Source organism: Photobacterium sp. CCB-ST2H9 (assembly GCF_023151555.2).
Lineage (GTDB): Bacteria > Pseudomonadota > Gammaproteobacteria > Enterobacterales > Vibrionaceae > Photobacterium.
In genome coordinates, this window is record NZ_CP100425.1 from 3,304,144 (window position 1) to 3,321,910 (window position 17,767).

Genomic DNA, 17,767 nt, shown 5'->3' on the forward strand with positions numbered 1-17,767 from the left:
CGGCCCTCCGTCGGGATGAGAAGGGCAGGGACAGACCCGGAATTGCAGTATGAAATTCACGATAAAGCTAAAAATACAGGTAGCGATCGCTGCCATCATTGCCACGGTCAGTGCGATCCAAACTGGCATTTCAATTTCTCAGCTCCGTCAGGAAACCACCAGCGAAGTCAATGCTCAGATGAGCGCCATCGGTGCCGCGACCGGGGACTATATTGCCGACTGGCTGAATGCCCGCCGCGATATGCTGCTGGCCAATCTGCCGCTGATTGCGACAGACAGCAACGTTGACCGGGAGCTGCTGCTGACCAAGCATGCCGGGAACTTTCTGTCGGTCTATGCAGGCTTTGCCGATGGCAGTATTGCTTACGGTGATAAAGCGGAGGACTGGCCTGCCGATTATGACCCGCGCACCCGCCCCTGGTATCAGGACGCCATCAAATCCAGCAAACTGATCCTGACCGAACCCTATCAGGATTTTGATGGCAGCCTGGTCGTCAGCTTCGCCCGCTCCTTCAGCGGCGAGCGTCGGGGGGTTCTGGCAGCCGATCTGACCGTCACCCACATCATCGATAAAATCCTCGGCCTCAAACTGGACAATGCCGGCTTCGCCTTCCTGATCGACGGCAACAATACGCTGGTCGCCTATCAGGACGCCTCGCTCAGCCGCAAACCGCTGACTCAGCTGGATGATGAGCTGACATCCGGTTTCATCCGTAGCCTGACCGGCAGTCAGCAGGTCGCCGAGTTCCACTTTAATCAAGACGATCAGGATAAACTGATCCTGATCGCCCCGATTGCCGGGACCGACTGGTCCGTAGGGATAGTTCAGGATAAAGGGCTGGCCTATGCCGCCATCGGAAAAACCCTGTCTTTCACCCTCCTGGCTTCACTGCTGATGTACGCTGTGATTGCCATCCTGGCCAGTCTGATCATCAACAGCCTGCTCCGCCCGCTGAACGAACTGAACCGCTCGGTGCATGCCCTGACTCAGGGGAACGGCGATCTGACCCAGCGCATTGAGATTCAGCGCATGGATGAGGTCGGTGAACTGGCTGAGAACATGAACCTGTTCCTCAGTCAGCTGCAGCAGATGATCAAAGGGATTGTCGCGCGTTCCCACAACCTCAGTGAGCAGGCCGGACAGTCTTACCATCAGGCGCGCCAGGCTTCAGAGCGGGTCAACGGCCAGCAGGGGGAGATCAATCAGATCGCAACTGCCATTCATGAAATGTCAGCCACCGCGGCAGAAGTCGCCAGCCATGCCGAACTGACCGCCGCCGCCGCGCAATCTTCCACCAGCGCCTGCGATCAGGGACAGGCCGTTATCAGTCAGAACCGCGAAGCCATTGTCTCACTGGCCAATCAGGTTCAGGAAGCGGCCAGTGTGATTCAGGCACTGGAAGCAAATGCGCAGGATATTAACCATATTCTTGCTACCATTCAGGGGATTGCCGAGCAAACCAACCTGCTGGCACTCAATGCAGCCATCGAAGCAGCCCGTGCCGGGGAACAGGGTCGCGGTTTCGCCGTGGTCGCCGATGAAGTTCGGGTGCTGAGCCAGCGCACCCACGATTCCACCGAAGAAATCCGCGCCATGATTGAGACCCTGCAGAACAATACCCGTCAGGCCGTCGACAGCATGGGCGCCAGCACCGATCTGGCAGGACAGAGCGTGGACTATGCTCAGGCAGCCAGCGACAGTTTGACGCAGATCACCCGAGCGATCGGGGAAATTTCTGATATGGCGACCCAAATCGCCAGCGCCGCGGAGGAGCAGCGCGCGGTGAGTGAAGACATCAGCCGCAACACCCAGACCATCCGTGATGTGTCGGACCATCTGGCAACCCAGACGCAGGATGTCAGCCACAGTGCCCAGGGCATGAGTCAGGCGGCCGAAGCGATGCGGGCAGACGTCTCGCGCTTCAAAATTTAAGTTCACTCACCACAACTTTCCCGGCCAGCCTGACGCTGGCCGTTTTTTTATGCTTGCCCCCGCCTTCGTCCCATACCATTTCCCGGCGCTTTCCTGCATGATATGCGCCCTGTCCGAACGACACTCTGTCATCACGCTAATTTTTCGATAAGGATTTTCATGGGCTACGAATGGCTGGCGCTGGCGGCTGCCTCACTCTGGGCAGTCAGCAGTTTAATCTCCGTGACACCTTCCCGTCATCTGGGCGCCTTTGCCTACAGCCGCTGGCGCATGGCTTGCGTCACCCTGATGCTGTCGGTCATGGCGCTGCTCAACGGCGGCTGGTCGACGGTTTCCTGGGATATCTCACTGGTGATGGCCTTATCAGGTCTGATCGGTATCTTTATCGGAGATACTGCCCTGTTCGCCTGCTTTAACCGCATGGGCCCGCGCCGCGCCGGTCTGCTGTTTTCCTGCCACGCGGTCTTCTCGGCCCTACTGGGCATCTGGCTGTTCGATGAAACTTTGCTGGGCTGGAAACTGGCGGGCGCTGTGCTGGTCTTTGCCGGGGTGGTGACCGCGATTCTGTTTGGTCAGAAAAGCCAGAAGCACCAGATTGAAGCCATGACCGGCAGTCTGGGAATCGCGGTTATCCTCGGATTGACCGCCGCACTGTGTCAGTCGCTGGGCGCCATCATTGCCAAACCGGCGATGCAAACGGCTTTAGACCCGGTCGCCGCCTCAGCCATTCGGATGGCAACAGCCTTTGGCGCACACAGTGTGCTTCGGCTGAGCGGCGCGAAAATTGCCCGGCCCTTGCAGCCCATCACGCTGCCGATCCTCGGCATGGTCGCCCTGAACGGCTTTCTAGCCATGGCTGTCGGGATGACGCTGATTTTATTTGCCTTACAGCACGGCGATGTCGGCATGGTCGCGCTGCTGTCATCCACCACACCGATTCTGATCCTGCCGCTTTTATGGATGTACACCCGCCACCGGCCACCGGGCGCAGCCTGGCTGGGCGCACTGCTGGCCGTAGTCGGCACCGGGCTGATCCTCGGTCACTGAATGCCCGGCCGGGTGCCGGATGAAATGACGTAAACTAAGCTCCAAGTCATTAGAACTGTTATAGCTAATCTGAGGCTCCCCCCTATTTTAGGGGGCCTGACAAACGTCCATGTATTGGCTTAATCGGGAGGAGGTCACACCCACTAAGCAACGGACATGGTAGATGTAGCAATACACACCTACCTCCATATACTTGCAATTCCGAGCAAGATTATTGATTAAGAAGTTATTATCTGAGGTAAGATTCCTATACCAAGCTGCTCTTTTGTTGAAGGAGACAACTCGTTGATTCTGTAATAAATCCAGTCAACCAGTTTCTCACCATCCATCACGGAAACGTTCTCATGTTTAGCAAGCTCTAAAAAGTATCATCTGACACCACAGCTGTAGTAAAAAGCCATTTATCAACATGCTCATCTTCTTCGATAGCAGCAAGTTGGCAAATCCCCCAACCACTAGTTTCCCCTCGATAATGTTTAACTTGAATGAACAGAAGTGGCACCCGATTTTCGGACATGACTTTAAGTGATTGATCTGTTTTTCTAGTACCCAGAAATACTTGAACAGATTATGACTAGAAAACGTAGAAACCACTCTCCCGAATTTAAAGCTAAGGTGGCATTGGCTGCCGCTAAAGGTGATAAAACTGTCGCTGAGTTACCACAGAAGTACAACCTGCACCCTAACCAGGTATCAATATGGAAGAAAGAGCTGCTTGATCAATAGGACTGAGAGGAAACCCAGATAAAGAAACTGATAATATCAAGGTATTTTGAATTAGCTTCTTCATAAGTGCTTGAGTTATGACCAGAATTTTTGTCCGCCAAAACCAGAACCGGAGTTTTCCATTTTTTACTAGTGTCCTCGAGACGTGCAGCGAACTTAGCTGTCTGCCAGGGTGAAACGCGTTCATCTTTTAAACCGACAGTCAGGAGAACAGGCGGATATTTCACACCATCTTTAAGATGGCGATAGGCGTCAATTTTCTCCAGATCGGACTTTCCTTGAGCGGTAAAAGGTGAGCCAAACTCTTTAAAATTCATCGGGCCGATAGGTATTTTATCCAGCTGACTGGTGTTGAGCATGCCCACATCAATAGCCGCCGCAGAAAAAAGTTCTGGCCGCTTTGTCATCGCCATTCCAATGACTATACCTCCAGCACTTTCACCGCTTATAACAAGTTTTGATGGGTTAGTGTATTTTTTATCAACCAAATATTCAGCACAGCTAATAAAATCTGTAATTGAATTTTCTTTGTTCGATGCTCTTCCCTCTTCATGCCAAGACGGGCCGAGCTCCCCTCCCCCGCGGACATGAGCAATGGCTATTGCACCTCCATGTTCAAGCCAGATTAGCAGAGAAGGATAAAAGTGTGGAAATGAGCTTACACCATACGCTCCGTAAGCACTTAACCAAGTAAGGGTAGAACCATCCATATCGATTCCCTTACGATGGATAATCGTCAGTGGCACCTTTACATGGTCTTTTGAACTTACCCATTGTTCTTCGACTTCGAAATTTGATAAGTGAAATGGTACAGGTGTTATCAAACCCGTATCAGTAACGGTGTCGTCATGGGGATTATAGTTAAATATAGCAGGAGGCTGTAACCAGCCTTGTAGAGTAAATAGTATTTCTGACCGAACACTACTGGAAAAAACAGCAGTAACTTCTCCATCAAATGGTTTTGGTATATTAATAATCTGTCTGAAATCAGCAAAAGGAATACGTACAAATTCTCGCTTACCGGAATCATGATAAGCAATATATAGGGAGTCACGACTGGTAGTTAGACCTGTTAGTTCTCCATCAGACCATTCAATGATTTTTTTACGTTCTGATTCTGGTCGATCAAGATCCATGCGATAAATATCATAGCCTGAGGTTGAATTATACTTGGCCAAATAAATCCACTTTCCAGAAAAAATGAAGCTAGAAATTTTTTCTTTTTTATCTATAATTTTAGACCAGTTTAATACCTTATTTTTCACAAGATTCCGTTTGGCTAAATAGAGTGAACCGCTATAACCACTTATTGAGGATGAAACATTCACAATTAAATATTCTGAATCAACTGATGAATATAAGTTGACACTTTCACAATCATCTTCATTCAACCCATCAATATTCTTTGCATCATATACGACGGTATCATCTTCGTCTCCAATGTTATGGAGATATATTTTTCCGCAAACTTTTAGTCCTTTAGTTCCAGGATCATCGTGTTTACTATAGTAGAATGACTTGTTATCTGAATCCCATACTACATTTGGATATCTAACCTGAGGTATATTGTCCTTTAAAGTCAAGCCATTCGATACATTTATTATATTTATTTCAGTATTTTCATAACCATTAATCGATAACCCATAAGCAACATAGTTACCATCATGTGATGGGGAAAAAAATTTTATTCCATAACCAGGGGGTGGATCAACAATCACTTTTTCTTGCTCATTTTCTTGTTTTACAAATAGCCGTTGGTAAGGGAATTGGACAGTTGAACGTAAATAAAAACGATTTTTTCCTGCATTATATATATTTGATATTGTAGGGCCAACATTAACCAGAGTATTTAAACTTTTCTCTAGTGAATCTCTCCATGGTAAAGAGTTGAGAACATTTCTTGAATAATTTGACTGATTAGTAAGCCACTGAGTTGTACGTTCTGTATCGGTTTCCATCCAACGGTAGTGATCCACGTCATCCTCACGTATAAACAAAACATGAATGCAAAAAATGCAGACAACAAAAAATACCACCATTATAAATAACTTTGTCAACGAACATTTCAACATTAAGGGTATTTTGCTATTCATTCAGAAACCCATATAAAGATAATACTCAGTAATTGCTAATTAGATAAGGCCGTTAATGAAATAACTCTATCAACTGAAGCAATAGTCGTTTCCCTATGCGCTATAATGATTCTGGTAATATTTAGCTGCCTGATTGCCTTATTGATATAAGTTTCACTATCATGATCTAATGCACTCGTAGCTTCATCCATAAACAAAACTCCCGGTCTTCGGTAAAGTGCACGAGCGATAAAAATACGCTGCTTCTGACCACCAGATAAACCTTCACCCAATTCACCAATCAGAGTATCGTACCCCATCGGCATCTTCATGATGACGTCATGGATATAACTAGCTCTGGCGCATTCTTCCAACCACTCCTGCTCAACTGACTCATCAAAACCACAAATATTATCTCGAATCGATCCCGAGAATAACTTGTCGTCTTGCATTACGCAGCCAATTATTTTCCGATAGTTATTTAACCCCATCTGTTGAATATCATGATCATCTACCATTACTTTTCCTGATTGTGGTTCAATTAGCCCACAAAGAACTTTCATTAGGGTGGTTTTCCCGGATCCTGAAGGTCCTGTAATGGCGACACTTTCTCCCGCTGAAACATAGAGAGACAATTCTCGAAAAATATCAGAAGAATAACTATCGTATCGGTAGCTAAGTGCATATGTTTTTAATGATACCGGCTTCATTGTGCTAACGAATAATATATCATTTTTCTTCTTTTCTTGCGGATTAAGTGCTATATCTGCAATTCGTTCGTTATGAAGATTCATCATTCGCAATCGCAAAAGGAAATTCGTTAATGAAAACATTCTGTTTGAAAATTGTTCTCTAAAAACACCGAAAGCAACGAACATCCCGATCGTCATTTGATTGTCAATAACGAGCCGTGTTCCTAACCATAAAATAACTATTTGGTCGAAGGCACCAATAAATGCATTTACTCCACCAAAAAGTAAATCCATCTTATTTATTTTTATATCGGTATTAATAGTATCAATTTCCAAATTCAACCAATGAATAGCTCTTCGATCACTTATCCCCTGCATCTTAATGGTAGCAATACCATATAATGTTTCCATGAAATACGAACGGGTTCGCGCATCCCGAACTAACCACTCTTCCGACATCTCTCGGTACATACGGTAGGTCAATAGCCTTACGAGAACATATAGAGAGGTAAATCCCAAGACAACTGTTGTAAGCCAGCCTCCATAAAGAAGCATCATCACAAGAACGCCAATCACCATTGTTCCATCTATCAAAGCACCAATCACACTGTTCGTAAATGTTTCACGTAGTGTATTCAATGAACCGAATCGAGATTGGATATCGCCTAACCTCCTACGTTCAAAATAACTTAAAGGCAGGCGCATCAAATGATTGAATAGCCCTGCTTGCCACTGGACGTTGATCAATGTCGCCATAACCATCGAAGACCAGGAACGCACGGCACTTAACGCTGAGCGCAACAAAGTGAAAAGTAAAAGCCCGACGCATATAAGAGTCAATAAGCCAACATCATCAGCAGGAATAGCATGATCCATCACTAGTTGGGTAGCTATTGGTATCAGCAGATTTATAGACTCAACAATGAGTGAAAGGCAAAATATTTTGCCTAAAGTTTTCTTAAGACCATGCACCCTACCCATCAGAGCACTTAGGTTGAAATGATTCTGTACTTTTTCAGATTTAAAGGTACTACTTGGCCAAACTTCTAGCGCTACTCCTGTAAAATACTGTGACATTTCTTCTAGTTTAACAGTTCGTCGACCTCGAGCAGGATCATGAAGTATTGCACGATTTTGTTTGACACTCACGAGCACGACAAAATGATTAAAATCCCAGTGTAATATGCATGGGATCTTCAAAGCGCTAAGCTCATTCAGTTCAAGAGTCAGAGCGCGTGAAGCGAGCCCCAACTGGTCAGCAATATTATTAAGACCCGACAGCGTTGTTCCACGTGTGGACAGATTGAATTGCTGGCGTAATGAGAAGAGATCTATTTGTTTATCATAATGACCACATATCATCGCCAAACAGGCCAACCCACATTCAGTGGACTCTATTTGGTGTACAACAGGAACGCGGCTGCACAAGTGAAGATCCAACCTATTGATGAGTTTTTTAAAAGGAAGCCTACTCATTTATGGGCCCTCTAGCGCTATTTTTCATATCGTAGAATGGCGAAAACATCCATTGATATATTTTCCTTTTTTCTAAAAACAATGTGCTCTCTGCTTTCATTCCATTTTCCAAGCTCAATTGCTTACCACCGTAAGAAATAACGTGTTTTTCTGGTCTTATAGTCACTTTGTAGTAAGGAATAGCGGCGGATACATCTTTTGGAGAGCCTCGGTATGTCATCATTTCTTGGGGAGATGCGGGTGTTCTTGATATAAGAGTAACCGTTCCACTGAATTGACCGAACTTCTCAGCAGGAAAAGCTTCATAGCGAATATTGACTCTATCTCCAATATCAAGGTATGGAGCGGCTTCGTTTGGCACCCAAATGATAAGAGAGTAATGGTCAATCTTTTGGGGGATGAGTTGTAACAAACTATCACCTTTATTGACCATCTGTCCCACAGTAACACTAAGAGAGTCAACCCGACCATCTGCTAGTGCTCGAACAATAATTTCTTGGTCAACATCAATATTGATTAGCTCCTTTTGCAAATCATATCGCTGAAGTTCCAATTTATGTATTTGATTATCGAAATCAGCCGCCTGAATTTGAATTTGACTTTCTATGGTAGTAATTTGCAATGCATTTTGTTCACTTTGAGCAGATAAACCAAGCATATTATTCTGACGTTCATAATATAATGCCACTTGATTGGTCAATTGATCTTTTGTGATAAGTCCCATAGCCTGATAACGTCGATAATTATCCATATTGGCTTTCATGATTTGAATCCCATCTCTGGCTCGTTCAATGATATCGACTGAGTGTTTATAAGCAGCCATATATTGCACTTTCTGCCTAGCCAACATGTTCAGTGTGTTTTTTTTATTTCCTTTTAATAAATCTATCATTTCGTTAATGCGCGTTAGTTGACTATCAATCTCATATCGCTGTTTATTACCAACCACACCACTACGTGTGCTTTTACTCACATCGATAAGGTAGATAGCATCACCTTTATTAAGAAGCTGCCCCTCCTTCACAAACTGCTTTGTAATAATCCCTTGAACACTGGAATAAACAGTAGATGAACGAGGATAAGTGGATATTTCACCGGTTACATTCATCCGTCTGGTATAACTGCAAGTTATGATCACAAATAGAAAAAAAACAATAAATAAAATAGTCAAACCTGCACTTATCCAAAAAGGGATGCCAGGAAGTAATATTACCCGCCCACGCCACTTCATTTTCTGGTTATTAACCGCTTCTGGGCGATACACAGACTTATTCCCTTAGTAAACTCAAAAACCGAAAATTCATTGAGTGACATCTTTCAATATTGCTCATGTGAATGTCGCTTGATTATTTAAGCGACATTACACATCAATCGCATCGACATTAAACTTGTTTTCGGGGAATGCCTGACCAAGCTTTGGATACGAATGTTAACGACATATACTTAACCATCTTTACCATCTTTACCATCATGTCCTCCCACACCACCTTTACCGCCTTTTCCTCCTTTACCACCCGGACCACCATTTCCACCATCACCGCCATTGCCTCCAGGTCCTCCATTGCCTCCGTTCCCACCGTTGCCAGACCCACATGTTCCGCCGTCACCACCTCTACCACCATTTCCTCCTACTCCACCATCACCACCTCTACCACCATCACATTGCGAGCCTCCGGCAATAAGTTGAATTTCAGAATCTAATAATTCACGCATATTTTCTCCTAGGTTATGAAGTAAATCGTTTATAACGACCCACCTTATTAATAGTGGTAGGTCGTTATTTAACTCTCTAGTTAATGTTTAGAACCACCATTGCCATTGTTACCGCCACCACAACTACCGCCGTTACCACCATTACCACCATTACCGCCATTACCGCCGTTACCGCCGTTACCTCCATTGCACTGACCGCCGTTACCGCCGCTATTCCCATTACCATTACCACTACCATTACCGTTGCCATTACCGGAGCCAAACCCGCCAGCCACACTAACCATTTCGATTGAGTTTAATTCACGCATTTAATTATCCTTACTTTACTTGTGGTTACTAAGAAACGAGGTGAGTATACTCTTAATTGCATATATTCAAAGTATTTTATTTTTTTTTTGAACATGAGAACCCCCTGCGCACTAACCGCATACAACTCAAAACCGCCAATCTAAAACCAACTTTTCGTCAACCCATCAAAATGATCCGTAACCACATAGCAGCCAAACCAGGAGCGCATAGCATCGTAAAGTCACCATGGTTCTTCCCACCCAAAGCCATTAGTAATACTGGCTTGTGACTTTGAAGTTACCGGAGTTTGTTGGACTGACTAGAATTCCCTTGCGCACAGAATCGACATGCGATGCACCATATATGGACCATGGGAAAGATTTTTAGACGGATAAAGGAAGTTTATTGGGGCGAGAAAAGTGCTGATAAAACTGAAAGAAAACTGAAGTAAGCTTCTGATTAGCCTAGAAACAACAAAGCCCCGGCTTACGTCGAGGCTTTGTCATATGAATTATGGTACCGATGGCGGACTTGAACCGCCACTCCCGAAGGAAACGGATTTTGAATCCGGCCGGACCGCCGGAGGAATTAAGCGATAGTGACCGGGAAAGCGGTCACCTGCGCAATATGCGTCTGGCCCAGCGTCAGCATGATCAGACGGTCGATACCCAGCGCCACACCGGCACAGTCCGGAAAACCAGCCTTCAGGGCGGCAACTAAGTGATGGTCGATCGGCTGGGCAGTCAACCCCATGCTCAGGCGCTTGGCATTATCAGATTCAAAACGAGTCAACTGCTCATCACCATCGGACAGCTCGTGAAAGCCGTTCGCCAGTTCAATGCCCTGAAAATAAACCTCAAAGCGCTCAGCCACACGATGATCAGCCGGGCTGATCCGTGCCAGTGCGGCCTGCGAGGCCGGAAAATCATAGACAAAAGCCGGCACCTGCTGGCCGATCACCGGTTCGACGCCCATGCTGAACATCAGTTGCAGCAGAGTATCCCGATCGGTTTCATGAGCAGCAACATCGCCCAGATTCAGCGGCAGCGCCGCTTGTTTCAGCTCGTCCATCGATGCAGTCAGCGGACACACCTTCAGCACCCGTAAAAACGCCTGCTGATAACTCATCCGTTCTGCCGCGCCACATGACAGCACCTGTTGCAGCAAAGCATCCATTTCATCCATCAGCGCATGATGGTCAAAGCCGGGGCGGTACCACTCCAGCATGGTAAATTCCGGATTATGGTAACGACCGGACTCTTCATTGCGGAATGACTTACAGATCTGATAAATCGGCCCGCTGCCCGCCGACAGCAAACGTTTCATGTGAAACTCCGGACTGGTCATCAGATACAGAGTCTGGCCGTCGGCAAACCCCGGTCCGACAAACTCAGTCTGGAAGGTATGCAAGTGAATATCGGTGACGGTCGCCTGACTCATCGCCGGGGTATCCACTTCCAGTACGCCGCGTTCGGCAAAAAAATGTCGGATCGAAGCCAGGATCGCAGCCCGCTGGCGCAGGTTCGCCAGATCAGCCGTCGGTTGCCAGTGCATAGTCATAGAAGAATCTTTTTTCATCTGAGTCGAAAGTTGCGAAGACAAAACGGGGACATGAAAACAACAAAGGCCGCATGATGCGGCCCTTGTCTGATCGCGCGGTGAATTACTTCACGCGGCTGACGTACTCAGCAGAGCGGGTGTCAACTTTGATCACTTCACCGATTTGGATGAACAGCGGTACACGAACCACTGCACCGGTAGACAGAGTGGCAGGCTTACCGCCGGTACCCTGCGTATCACCTTTCAGGCCCGGATCCGTTTCAACCACTTCCAGCTCAACAAAGTTTGGTGGCGTCACAGCGATTGGGTTACCATTCCACAGGGTCAGCGTACAGGTGTTGTTTTCAACCAGCCACTTCGCGTTATCACCCACTGCTTTCAGATCAGCTGCGATTTGTTCGAAGGTTTCATTGTTCATGAAGTGGTAGAATTCACCGTCGTTGTACAGGTAATCCAGATCCGTATCCACGACGTCTGCCGCTTCGACTGTGTCACCCGACTTGAAGGTTTTTTCCAGAACCTTGCCAGACAGCAGCTTACGGATTTTGACTCGGTTGAATGCCTGGCCTTTGCCTGGCTTCACAAATTCGTTTTCGATAATGACACATGGTTCATTATCGAGCATAATTTTCATTCCGCCGCGGAATTCATTCGTGCTGAAAGACGCCATTTTTTTCCTCTTAACATCTTCGAGTTATTTTCATGCCGCACATCATAACCCGAAACGTCGCCCCTGTTGAGCAAAACTGGCTCGAACAGTTAGCCAATGCGATCTCGGATCCGCTTGAACTGCTTCATTTGCTGAAGATTGATCCCGCCCCCTGGCAGGAAGGTCTGGCAGCCAGAAAATTGTTTGCGCAGCGTGTCCCCAAAAGCTTTGTCGATAGAATGGAAATTGGCAACCCGCATGATCCCTTGCTGCGGCAGGTGTTGCCGCTGGCCGAAGAATTTGAGGTGCATGAAGGCTATTCACACGATCCGCTCGAAGAACAAGACAATGACCAGCCGGGACTGCTGCACAAATACCGGAACCGGGTCCTGCTGATCGTCAAAGGCGGCTGTGCCGTCAACTGCCGTTACTGTTTCCGCCGCCATTTCCCATATCAGGATAACCCGGGCGGCAAACGCCAGTGGCAGGCTTCGCTGGACTATATTGCCGCGCACCCGGAGCTGAATGAAGTGATCCTTTCCGGCGGTGATCCGCTGATGGCCAAAGACAGCGAACTGCGCTGGCTGATTGAAGCCATTGCAGCGATTCCGCACATCAAACGGCTGCGGATTCACTCCCGCCTGCCTGTCGTCATCCCGGCCCGGATCACACCGGAATTCTGCACAATGCTGAATCAGATCCGGTTGCAGACCGTGCTGGTCACGCATATCAACCATGCCAACGAAATCAGTGACGAACTGAGTCAGGCGATGGCATCGTTGCGGGAAGCGGGTGTCACCCTGCTCAATCAGGCCGTGTTACTGCGTGGCATCAATGATACGGTTGCAGCACAGGTTGCACTGAGTGAGTCGCTGTTTGATGCCGGGATATTGCCTTATTACCTGCACGTGCTGGACAAAGTGCAGGGCGCGGCTCATTTTCTGGTCGGCGATGACGAAGCCCGCCAGATCATGGCCGGGCTGATGGCAAAAGTCTCCGGCTATCTTGTTCCCAAACTGGCCCGGGAGATCGGCGGCCGCACCAGTAAAACACCGCTGGATCTTCATCTGGAATAATTCATCCCCCGAAACAGACCGGAGATATTTCAGGCCAAAGGTTTTCCTTTGGCCTTTTTATTTTTTCACACTAACTTTTGCCTGAAAAAACTGCTTTTATCTTTTTTCCCGGATTCGCCGCCTTTGACTGCCATGACGTCCTGCCGGGTCCTGAACTATTGACACAGGTTATTGAATTTCTCCGGTGCAAAGGCAGCAAAATTAAGCTTTTAGCCTTCCCCAATTCGTGACGATCACTCCATTTTTCGCAACAAAAACAACATCCTGTCATTTAGTTAAACATCAAAATAAACAACTATAAAAATATAATTTAACAAAACAAAAACAAATAAAATTTAAACATTTATTCGGATTGAAACTATTAATATTGTCATTAGACTGGCCGCCGAATACTCAGGTATCGCTCTTTTTTGTGATTCATATCACCTTTACCATTCGGAAATAGTCATGACTGCTAATTGGAATCTGAAAACCAAGCTTTCGATGCTGTTCACAGCCATCGCGCTTATCATCATCGCGGCCCTGTCTGCGATTTCCTATAACACGCTGGTCAATTCAGCGATGAACAGCATTGATACTGAACTGAACACGGCTGCGCATGCCGTGGAACAGCTCATCGGCGACTTACCGAACGATGAGAATGGCCGGGACGATGCGCTTTATGACGAGATTTCATCCCATCTGACGCACTTCACTCAGGGAGCAAAACTGGAGTGGGCTTATGCCACCGTGCGTCGTAATGGCCAGATTTACTACACCTACATCAATCGCAGTACAGACGAATGGAAGCGCGGTCACTATAAGAACTGGTATCTGGAGCGATACGATGAAGTTCCTGAGATGCTCTTCGAAGCATTCCGCACCGAAAAGAAACAATACCAAAGCTATCAGGGTGAGTTTGGCCGTTACCGTTCGGTCTTTGTGCCATTCCGTGGCAACAACGGCGAAGTGCATGTCATCGGTATTGATGTGAAGCTGACAGACATTGATGAAGTGAAGGCGGAAACCCTGAAGAAAACCTTCATTGTGGCAGCCATTTTCCTGGTGCTGGCAGTGATTGTCGGCCGCATGATTGCCAACCTGATCGTCACGCCGATTAACGGCCTGAACGAAGTGTTGCGCTCTCTGGCCAATGGCAACTGGGATCTGAATCAGCGGGTCAAAGTACGCAGCCAGGACGAAATCGGTGAAATGTCCGACTCCTTCAATATCTTCATGGCTGCCCTGCGTGACCGCATGCTGGAAGTTCAGCAATCATCCGACAGCGTTGCAGCAACCAGTGCCCAGCTGGATATGCTGATCCGCGCCGTTGCCGATCGCTCCATGACCCAGTCTGAACATGTCGGCAGCAGTGCCACCGCCATCGAAGAGCTGGCAGCCAGTGCCCAGAGCATCACCGAAATTGTCGATAATGCCAATCAGCAAATGGGCCAGTTTGAAATGCTGACCCAAAGCACAGTCGAAGCCATTGAACACGCGGTCCGCGGCATGCAGTCAGTGCAGCGGGAAACCAATACCGTTGCAGGCAAACTGCAACAACTCGACAGCCGTGCCGGTGAAATCAACTCCATTGTCGAAGTGATCAAAGACATTGCCGATCAGACCAACCTTTTGGCTCTGAATGCGGCCATCGAAGCTGCCCGTGCCGGTACCCAGGGCCGTGGCTTCGCCGTCGTTGCCGATGAAGTGCGCCAGCTGTCTGAACGGACAGCCAAAGCCACCGTGGAAATCAGTACGATGATCAGTTCCATCCAGACTGATACCAGTGATACCACGCAGACCATGCAGACCGCTGTCGAACGTGTCGACAACAGCGTTCAGCATGCTGATCAGGCCAACGCATCCCTCAGTTCCTTTAATCAGGAAATCTCAGCGGTCAGTTCCGGCATGGAAGAAATCGCCGGTTCGGTCAAGGAGCAGGCTCACGCCTCAGATCATCTGTCTCGCAACGTTGCTTCCCTGAGTGACAGCGCGGAGGAAAACCGCCTGTCGACGATGGAAGCTCAACAGGGTGTCGACGAACTGAAACGCCGTGCTGATGCACTGCGTCAAGTCGTCAATCAGTTCACCCTGTAATCCGAAACAAGAAAAAGAGACGCACAATGAAAAACTTTAAATACTCACTGATTGCCCTCGCAATGATGGGGACGACTTCTGCTTCTATGCAGGCAACCGCGGCACCAACCCTGCCAGCGATTGAACAAGCACACAGCATGGATGAAGTACAGTCGTCAAATGCCTGGGTCGAGGTAGACAAAGCTGCCTTTGAGTCCAACATTGCGCACCTGCAAAACTACGTTGGCCGGAATACGGACATCTGTGCCGTCATGAAAGCCGACGCTTACGGGAACGGTATTGCCAACCTGCTGCCTTCGGTCATCCAAAGCGGAATTCCTTGCGTGGGAATCACCAGCAACGCCGAAGCACAACTGGTTCGCGACATGGGCTTTCATGGTCGTCTGATGCGTCTGCGTGCAGCAACACCGTCTGAAATTGAGGCGGCCGTTGATCTGAATCTGGAAGAGCTGATCGGGACCAAGCAGCAGGCGAAAATCATTGCCCGCATCGCGAAACGTCACGGCACTGTCATTCCGGTACACCTGGCCCTGAACTCCGCCAATATGGGCCGTAACGGTCTGGAAATGCGGACTAAGAACGGTAAAAAAGAAGCCAGAAAGATTGTCGCGACCAAGCACCTGCAGATCGTGGGCATCATGACCCACTTCCCGACCGAAAATCTGGATGAAATTCGCGATGGTCTGCGCCAGTTCAAGCAGGACAGCCAGTGGATTTTCAACCACACTGCACTGGAGCGTGATGACGTTCTGCTGCACGTGGCTAACTCTTTCACCACGCTGATGGTGCCGGAAGCCCAGCTGGACATGGTTCGTACCGGTGGTGCGCTGTACGGTGACACAACGCCTGAGTTCCCTGAGTACAAACGTATTGTGTCGTTCAAAACTCAGGTGGCTTCCATCCACCGTCTGCCAGCCGGTTCAACGATCGGTTACAGCAAGACTGAAACCCTGAAACGTAACTCAGTACTGGCCAACCTGCCAATTGGTTACTCAGATGCTTTCCCGCGTTCACTGAGCCGGGTCGGTGAAGTGCTGATCAATGGTCAGCGTGCCAAAGTTCTGGGCAGCGCATCCATGAACACCACCATGGTTGATATCACCGACATCAGAGGCGTGAAGCCAGGCGATGAAGTCGTGCTGTTCGGCCGCCAGGGCAGAGACGAAATCACCATTGGGGAAACCGAAGATCGTTCAGGCCGAATTCTGTCTGAACTCTACACCCTGTGGGGCGTTTCAAACCCGAAAGTGCTGAAATAATTCAGCCCTCCCCTGAGGCCATCCTCCCCCTTTGGTCTCAGGGGACCTTTCCAGACAGCATCTGTACTGGCTTCCCCCGGATTGAGCAAATTTTCTTCTCGTCACCATCAAAAGAGATCATGGTCCTACCTCTCGATTCCTGGTCGCTTTCAAGGCATATTCTGCGTCCGTTTTACTGAGCTGAAATATCAGGATCGCCAACCAAACAGCTCAGATTCCTCCAGCTTGTTGATGAGAACACGATGAAAATTGGCATTTTGTCCCAGAACGCAAACCTGTATTCCACCCGACGCCTGCGTGAAGCCTGCGAGCAACGCGGCCATGAGGCGGTGGTGATTAACGCCCTGCGCTGCTACATGAACATCAATTCCGTCCAGCCATCCATTCACTTTGAAGGGCATGATCTGGTGGGCATTGATGCCATTATCCCGCGTATCGGCGCCGACATTACTTTTTACGGCTGTTCTGTCCTGCGTCAATTTGAAATGATGAACGTGTTTTCCATCAACCAGTCAATTGCGATTTCACGCTCCCGTGACAAGCTGCGCTCGCTGCAGCTGCTGAGCCGCAAAGGTATTGGCATGCCGATCACCGGCTTTGCCAGCAAACCGGACGACGTCAAAGACCTGATCAAAATGGTTGGCGGGACACCGGTGGTGATCAAGCTGCTGGAAGGCACACAAGGCATTGGTGTCGTGCTGGCAGAAACCCAGAAAGCGGCAGAGAGCGTGATCGAAGCCTTCATGGGCCTGAAAGCCAACATCATGATCCAGGAATACATTGCCGAAGCCGGCGGCGCCGACATTCGCTGCTTTGTGCTGGGTGATAAAGTCATCGCGTCGATGAAACGTCAGGCCGCAGACGGCGAATTCCGTTCAAACCTGCACCGCGGCGGCAGCGCGTCTCTGGTACGAATCACGCCGGAAGAACGCCGCACCGCAGTCGCGGCGGCAAAAGCCATGGGGCTGAATGTGGCAGGCGTGGATTTGCTTCGCTCCAACCGCGGGCCGCTGATCATGGAAGTGAACTCTTCTCCGGGCCTCGAAGGTATCGAGCATGCCACCGGCAAAGACATTGCCGGGATGATCGTGGAATACATTGAAAAGCACGCCAAGAAAAAACGTCGCCACCAGGATCAGTAATTTCAAAGCACAGGCTGCGACACCCTTTGCGCAGCCTGTACAGCTTACCATTTAAAAA

General features: G+C 48.4%; 13 protein-coding genes and 1 pseudogene. 7 read left to right on the forward strand and 7 right to left on the reverse strand.

Annotated elements, in window-relative coordinates; translation table 11 throughout:
• Window positions 1-49: 49 nt before the first annotated feature.
• The 3 genes and pseudogenes from L4174_RS15225 to L4174_RS15235 all read left to right on the forward strand — a co-directional run.
• Entirely contained in the window at window positions 50-1,933 is a 1,884-nt protein-coding gene (locus tag L4174_RS15225; protein ID WP_248144305.1) for a methyl-accepting chemotaxis protein, read from the forward strand.
• Window positions 1,934-2,092: 159 nt separating this feature from the next.
• Window positions 2,093-2,980 carry a DMT family transporter gene (locus L4174_RS15230; protein WP_248144306.1) on the forward strand — a complete coding sequence of 296 codons (888 nt, stop codon included), beginning with the start codon at window positions 2,093-2,095 and terminating at the stop codon, window positions 2,978-2,980.
• 570 nt (window positions 2,981-3,550) lie between these two features.
• A pseudogene (locus tag L4174_RS15235) lies at window positions 3,551-3,700 on the forward strand (transposase); the annotation flags it as partial.
• Here L4174_RS15235 and L4174_RS15240 read toward each other — a convergent pair.
• From L4174_RS15240 to efp, 7 genes are all read right to left on the reverse strand, one after another.
• The gene (locus L4174_RS15240; RefSeq protein ID WP_248144307.1) at window positions 3,700-5,682 is read right to left on the reverse strand and encodes a prolyl oligopeptidase family serine peptidase; all 1,983 of its coding nucleotides are present in this window, start codon (window positions 5,680-5,682) and stop codon (window positions 3,700-3,702) included. The pseudogene L4174_RS15235 and the gene L4174_RS15240 sit on opposite strands and share 1 nt — an antisense overlap.
• Window positions 5,683-5,834: 152 nt before the next feature.
• On the reverse strand, window positions 5,835-7,946 hold the full coding sequence (locus L4174_RS15245; RefSeq protein ID WP_248144308.1) for a peptidase domain-containing ABC transporter: 2,112 nt from the start codon (window positions 7,944-7,946) through the stop codon (window positions 5,835-5,837).
• Window positions 7,939-9,210, reverse strand: coding sequence for an HlyD family secretion protein (locus L4174_RS15250; RefSeq protein WP_248144309.1), 1,272 nt, complete (start codon window positions 9,208-9,210; stop codon window positions 7,939-7,941). Before L4174_RS15250 ends, L4174_RS15245 begins: the two co-directional genes overlap by 8 nt.
• Before the next feature lie 179 nt (window positions 9,211-9,389).
• Window positions 9,390-9,659 (reverse strand): hypothetical protein, encoded by a 270-nt coding sequence (locus L4174_RS15255; protein ID WP_248144310.1) that lies wholly within the window; start codon window positions 9,657-9,659, stop codon window positions 9,390-9,392.
• 80 nt (window positions 9,660-9,739) lie between these two features.
• On the reverse strand, window positions 9,740-9,967 hold the full coding sequence (locus L4174_RS15260) for a hypothetical protein (protein ID WP_254589103.1): 228 nt from the start codon (window positions 9,965-9,967) through the stop codon (window positions 9,740-9,742).
• A gap of 568 nt (window positions 9,968-10,535) precedes the next feature.
• A complete protein-coding gene (epmA, locus tag L4174_RS15265) occupies window positions 10,536-11,507 on the reverse strand; it encodes an elongation factor P--(R)-beta-lysine ligase (RefSeq protein WP_248144312.1) in 972 nt (323 codons plus the stop codon).
• 103 nt (window positions 11,508-11,610) lie between these two features.
• Window positions 11,611-12,177 carry an elongation factor P gene (gene efp, locus L4174_RS15270; protein WP_036750855.1) on the reverse strand — a complete coding sequence of 189 codons (567 nt, stop codon included), beginning with the start codon at window positions 12,175-12,177 and terminating at the stop codon, window positions 11,611-11,613.
• Between the two features lie 32 nt (window positions 12,178-12,209).
• Here efp and epmB point away from each other — a divergent pair, with 32 nt between their 5' ends.
• The 4 genes from epmB (at window position 12,210) to rimK (ending at window position 17,709) form a co-directional block, all read left to right on the forward strand.
• Window positions 12,210-13,232, forward strand: coding sequence for an EF-P beta-lysylation protein EpmB (epmB, locus tag L4174_RS15275; RefSeq protein WP_248144313.1), 1,023 nt, complete (start codon window positions 12,210-12,212; stop codon window positions 13,230-13,232).
• A gap of 447 nt (window positions 13,233-13,679) precedes the next feature.
• Complete coding sequence (locus L4174_RS15280) at window positions 13,680-15,308, forward strand: methyl-accepting chemotaxis protein (protein ID WP_248144314.1); 1,629 nt, start codon at window positions 13,680-13,682, stop codon at window positions 15,306-15,308.
• A 26-nt stretch (window positions 15,309-15,334) separates the two neighbouring features.
• Window positions 15,335-16,567, forward strand: a complete 1,233-nt coding sequence (gene alr / locus L4174_RS15285; protein WP_248144315.1) for an alanine racemase — start codon at window positions 15,335-15,337, stop codon at window positions 16,565-16,567.
• A gap of 242 nt (window positions 16,568-16,809) precedes the next feature.
• Window positions 16,810-17,709 carry a 30S ribosomal protein S6--L-glutamate ligase gene (gene rimK / locus L4174_RS15290; RefSeq protein WP_248144316.1) on the forward strand — a complete coding sequence of 300 codons (900 nt, stop codon included), beginning with the start codon at window positions 16,810-16,812 and terminating at the stop codon, window positions 17,707-17,709.
• Window positions 17,710-17,767: the final 58 nt, after the last annotated feature.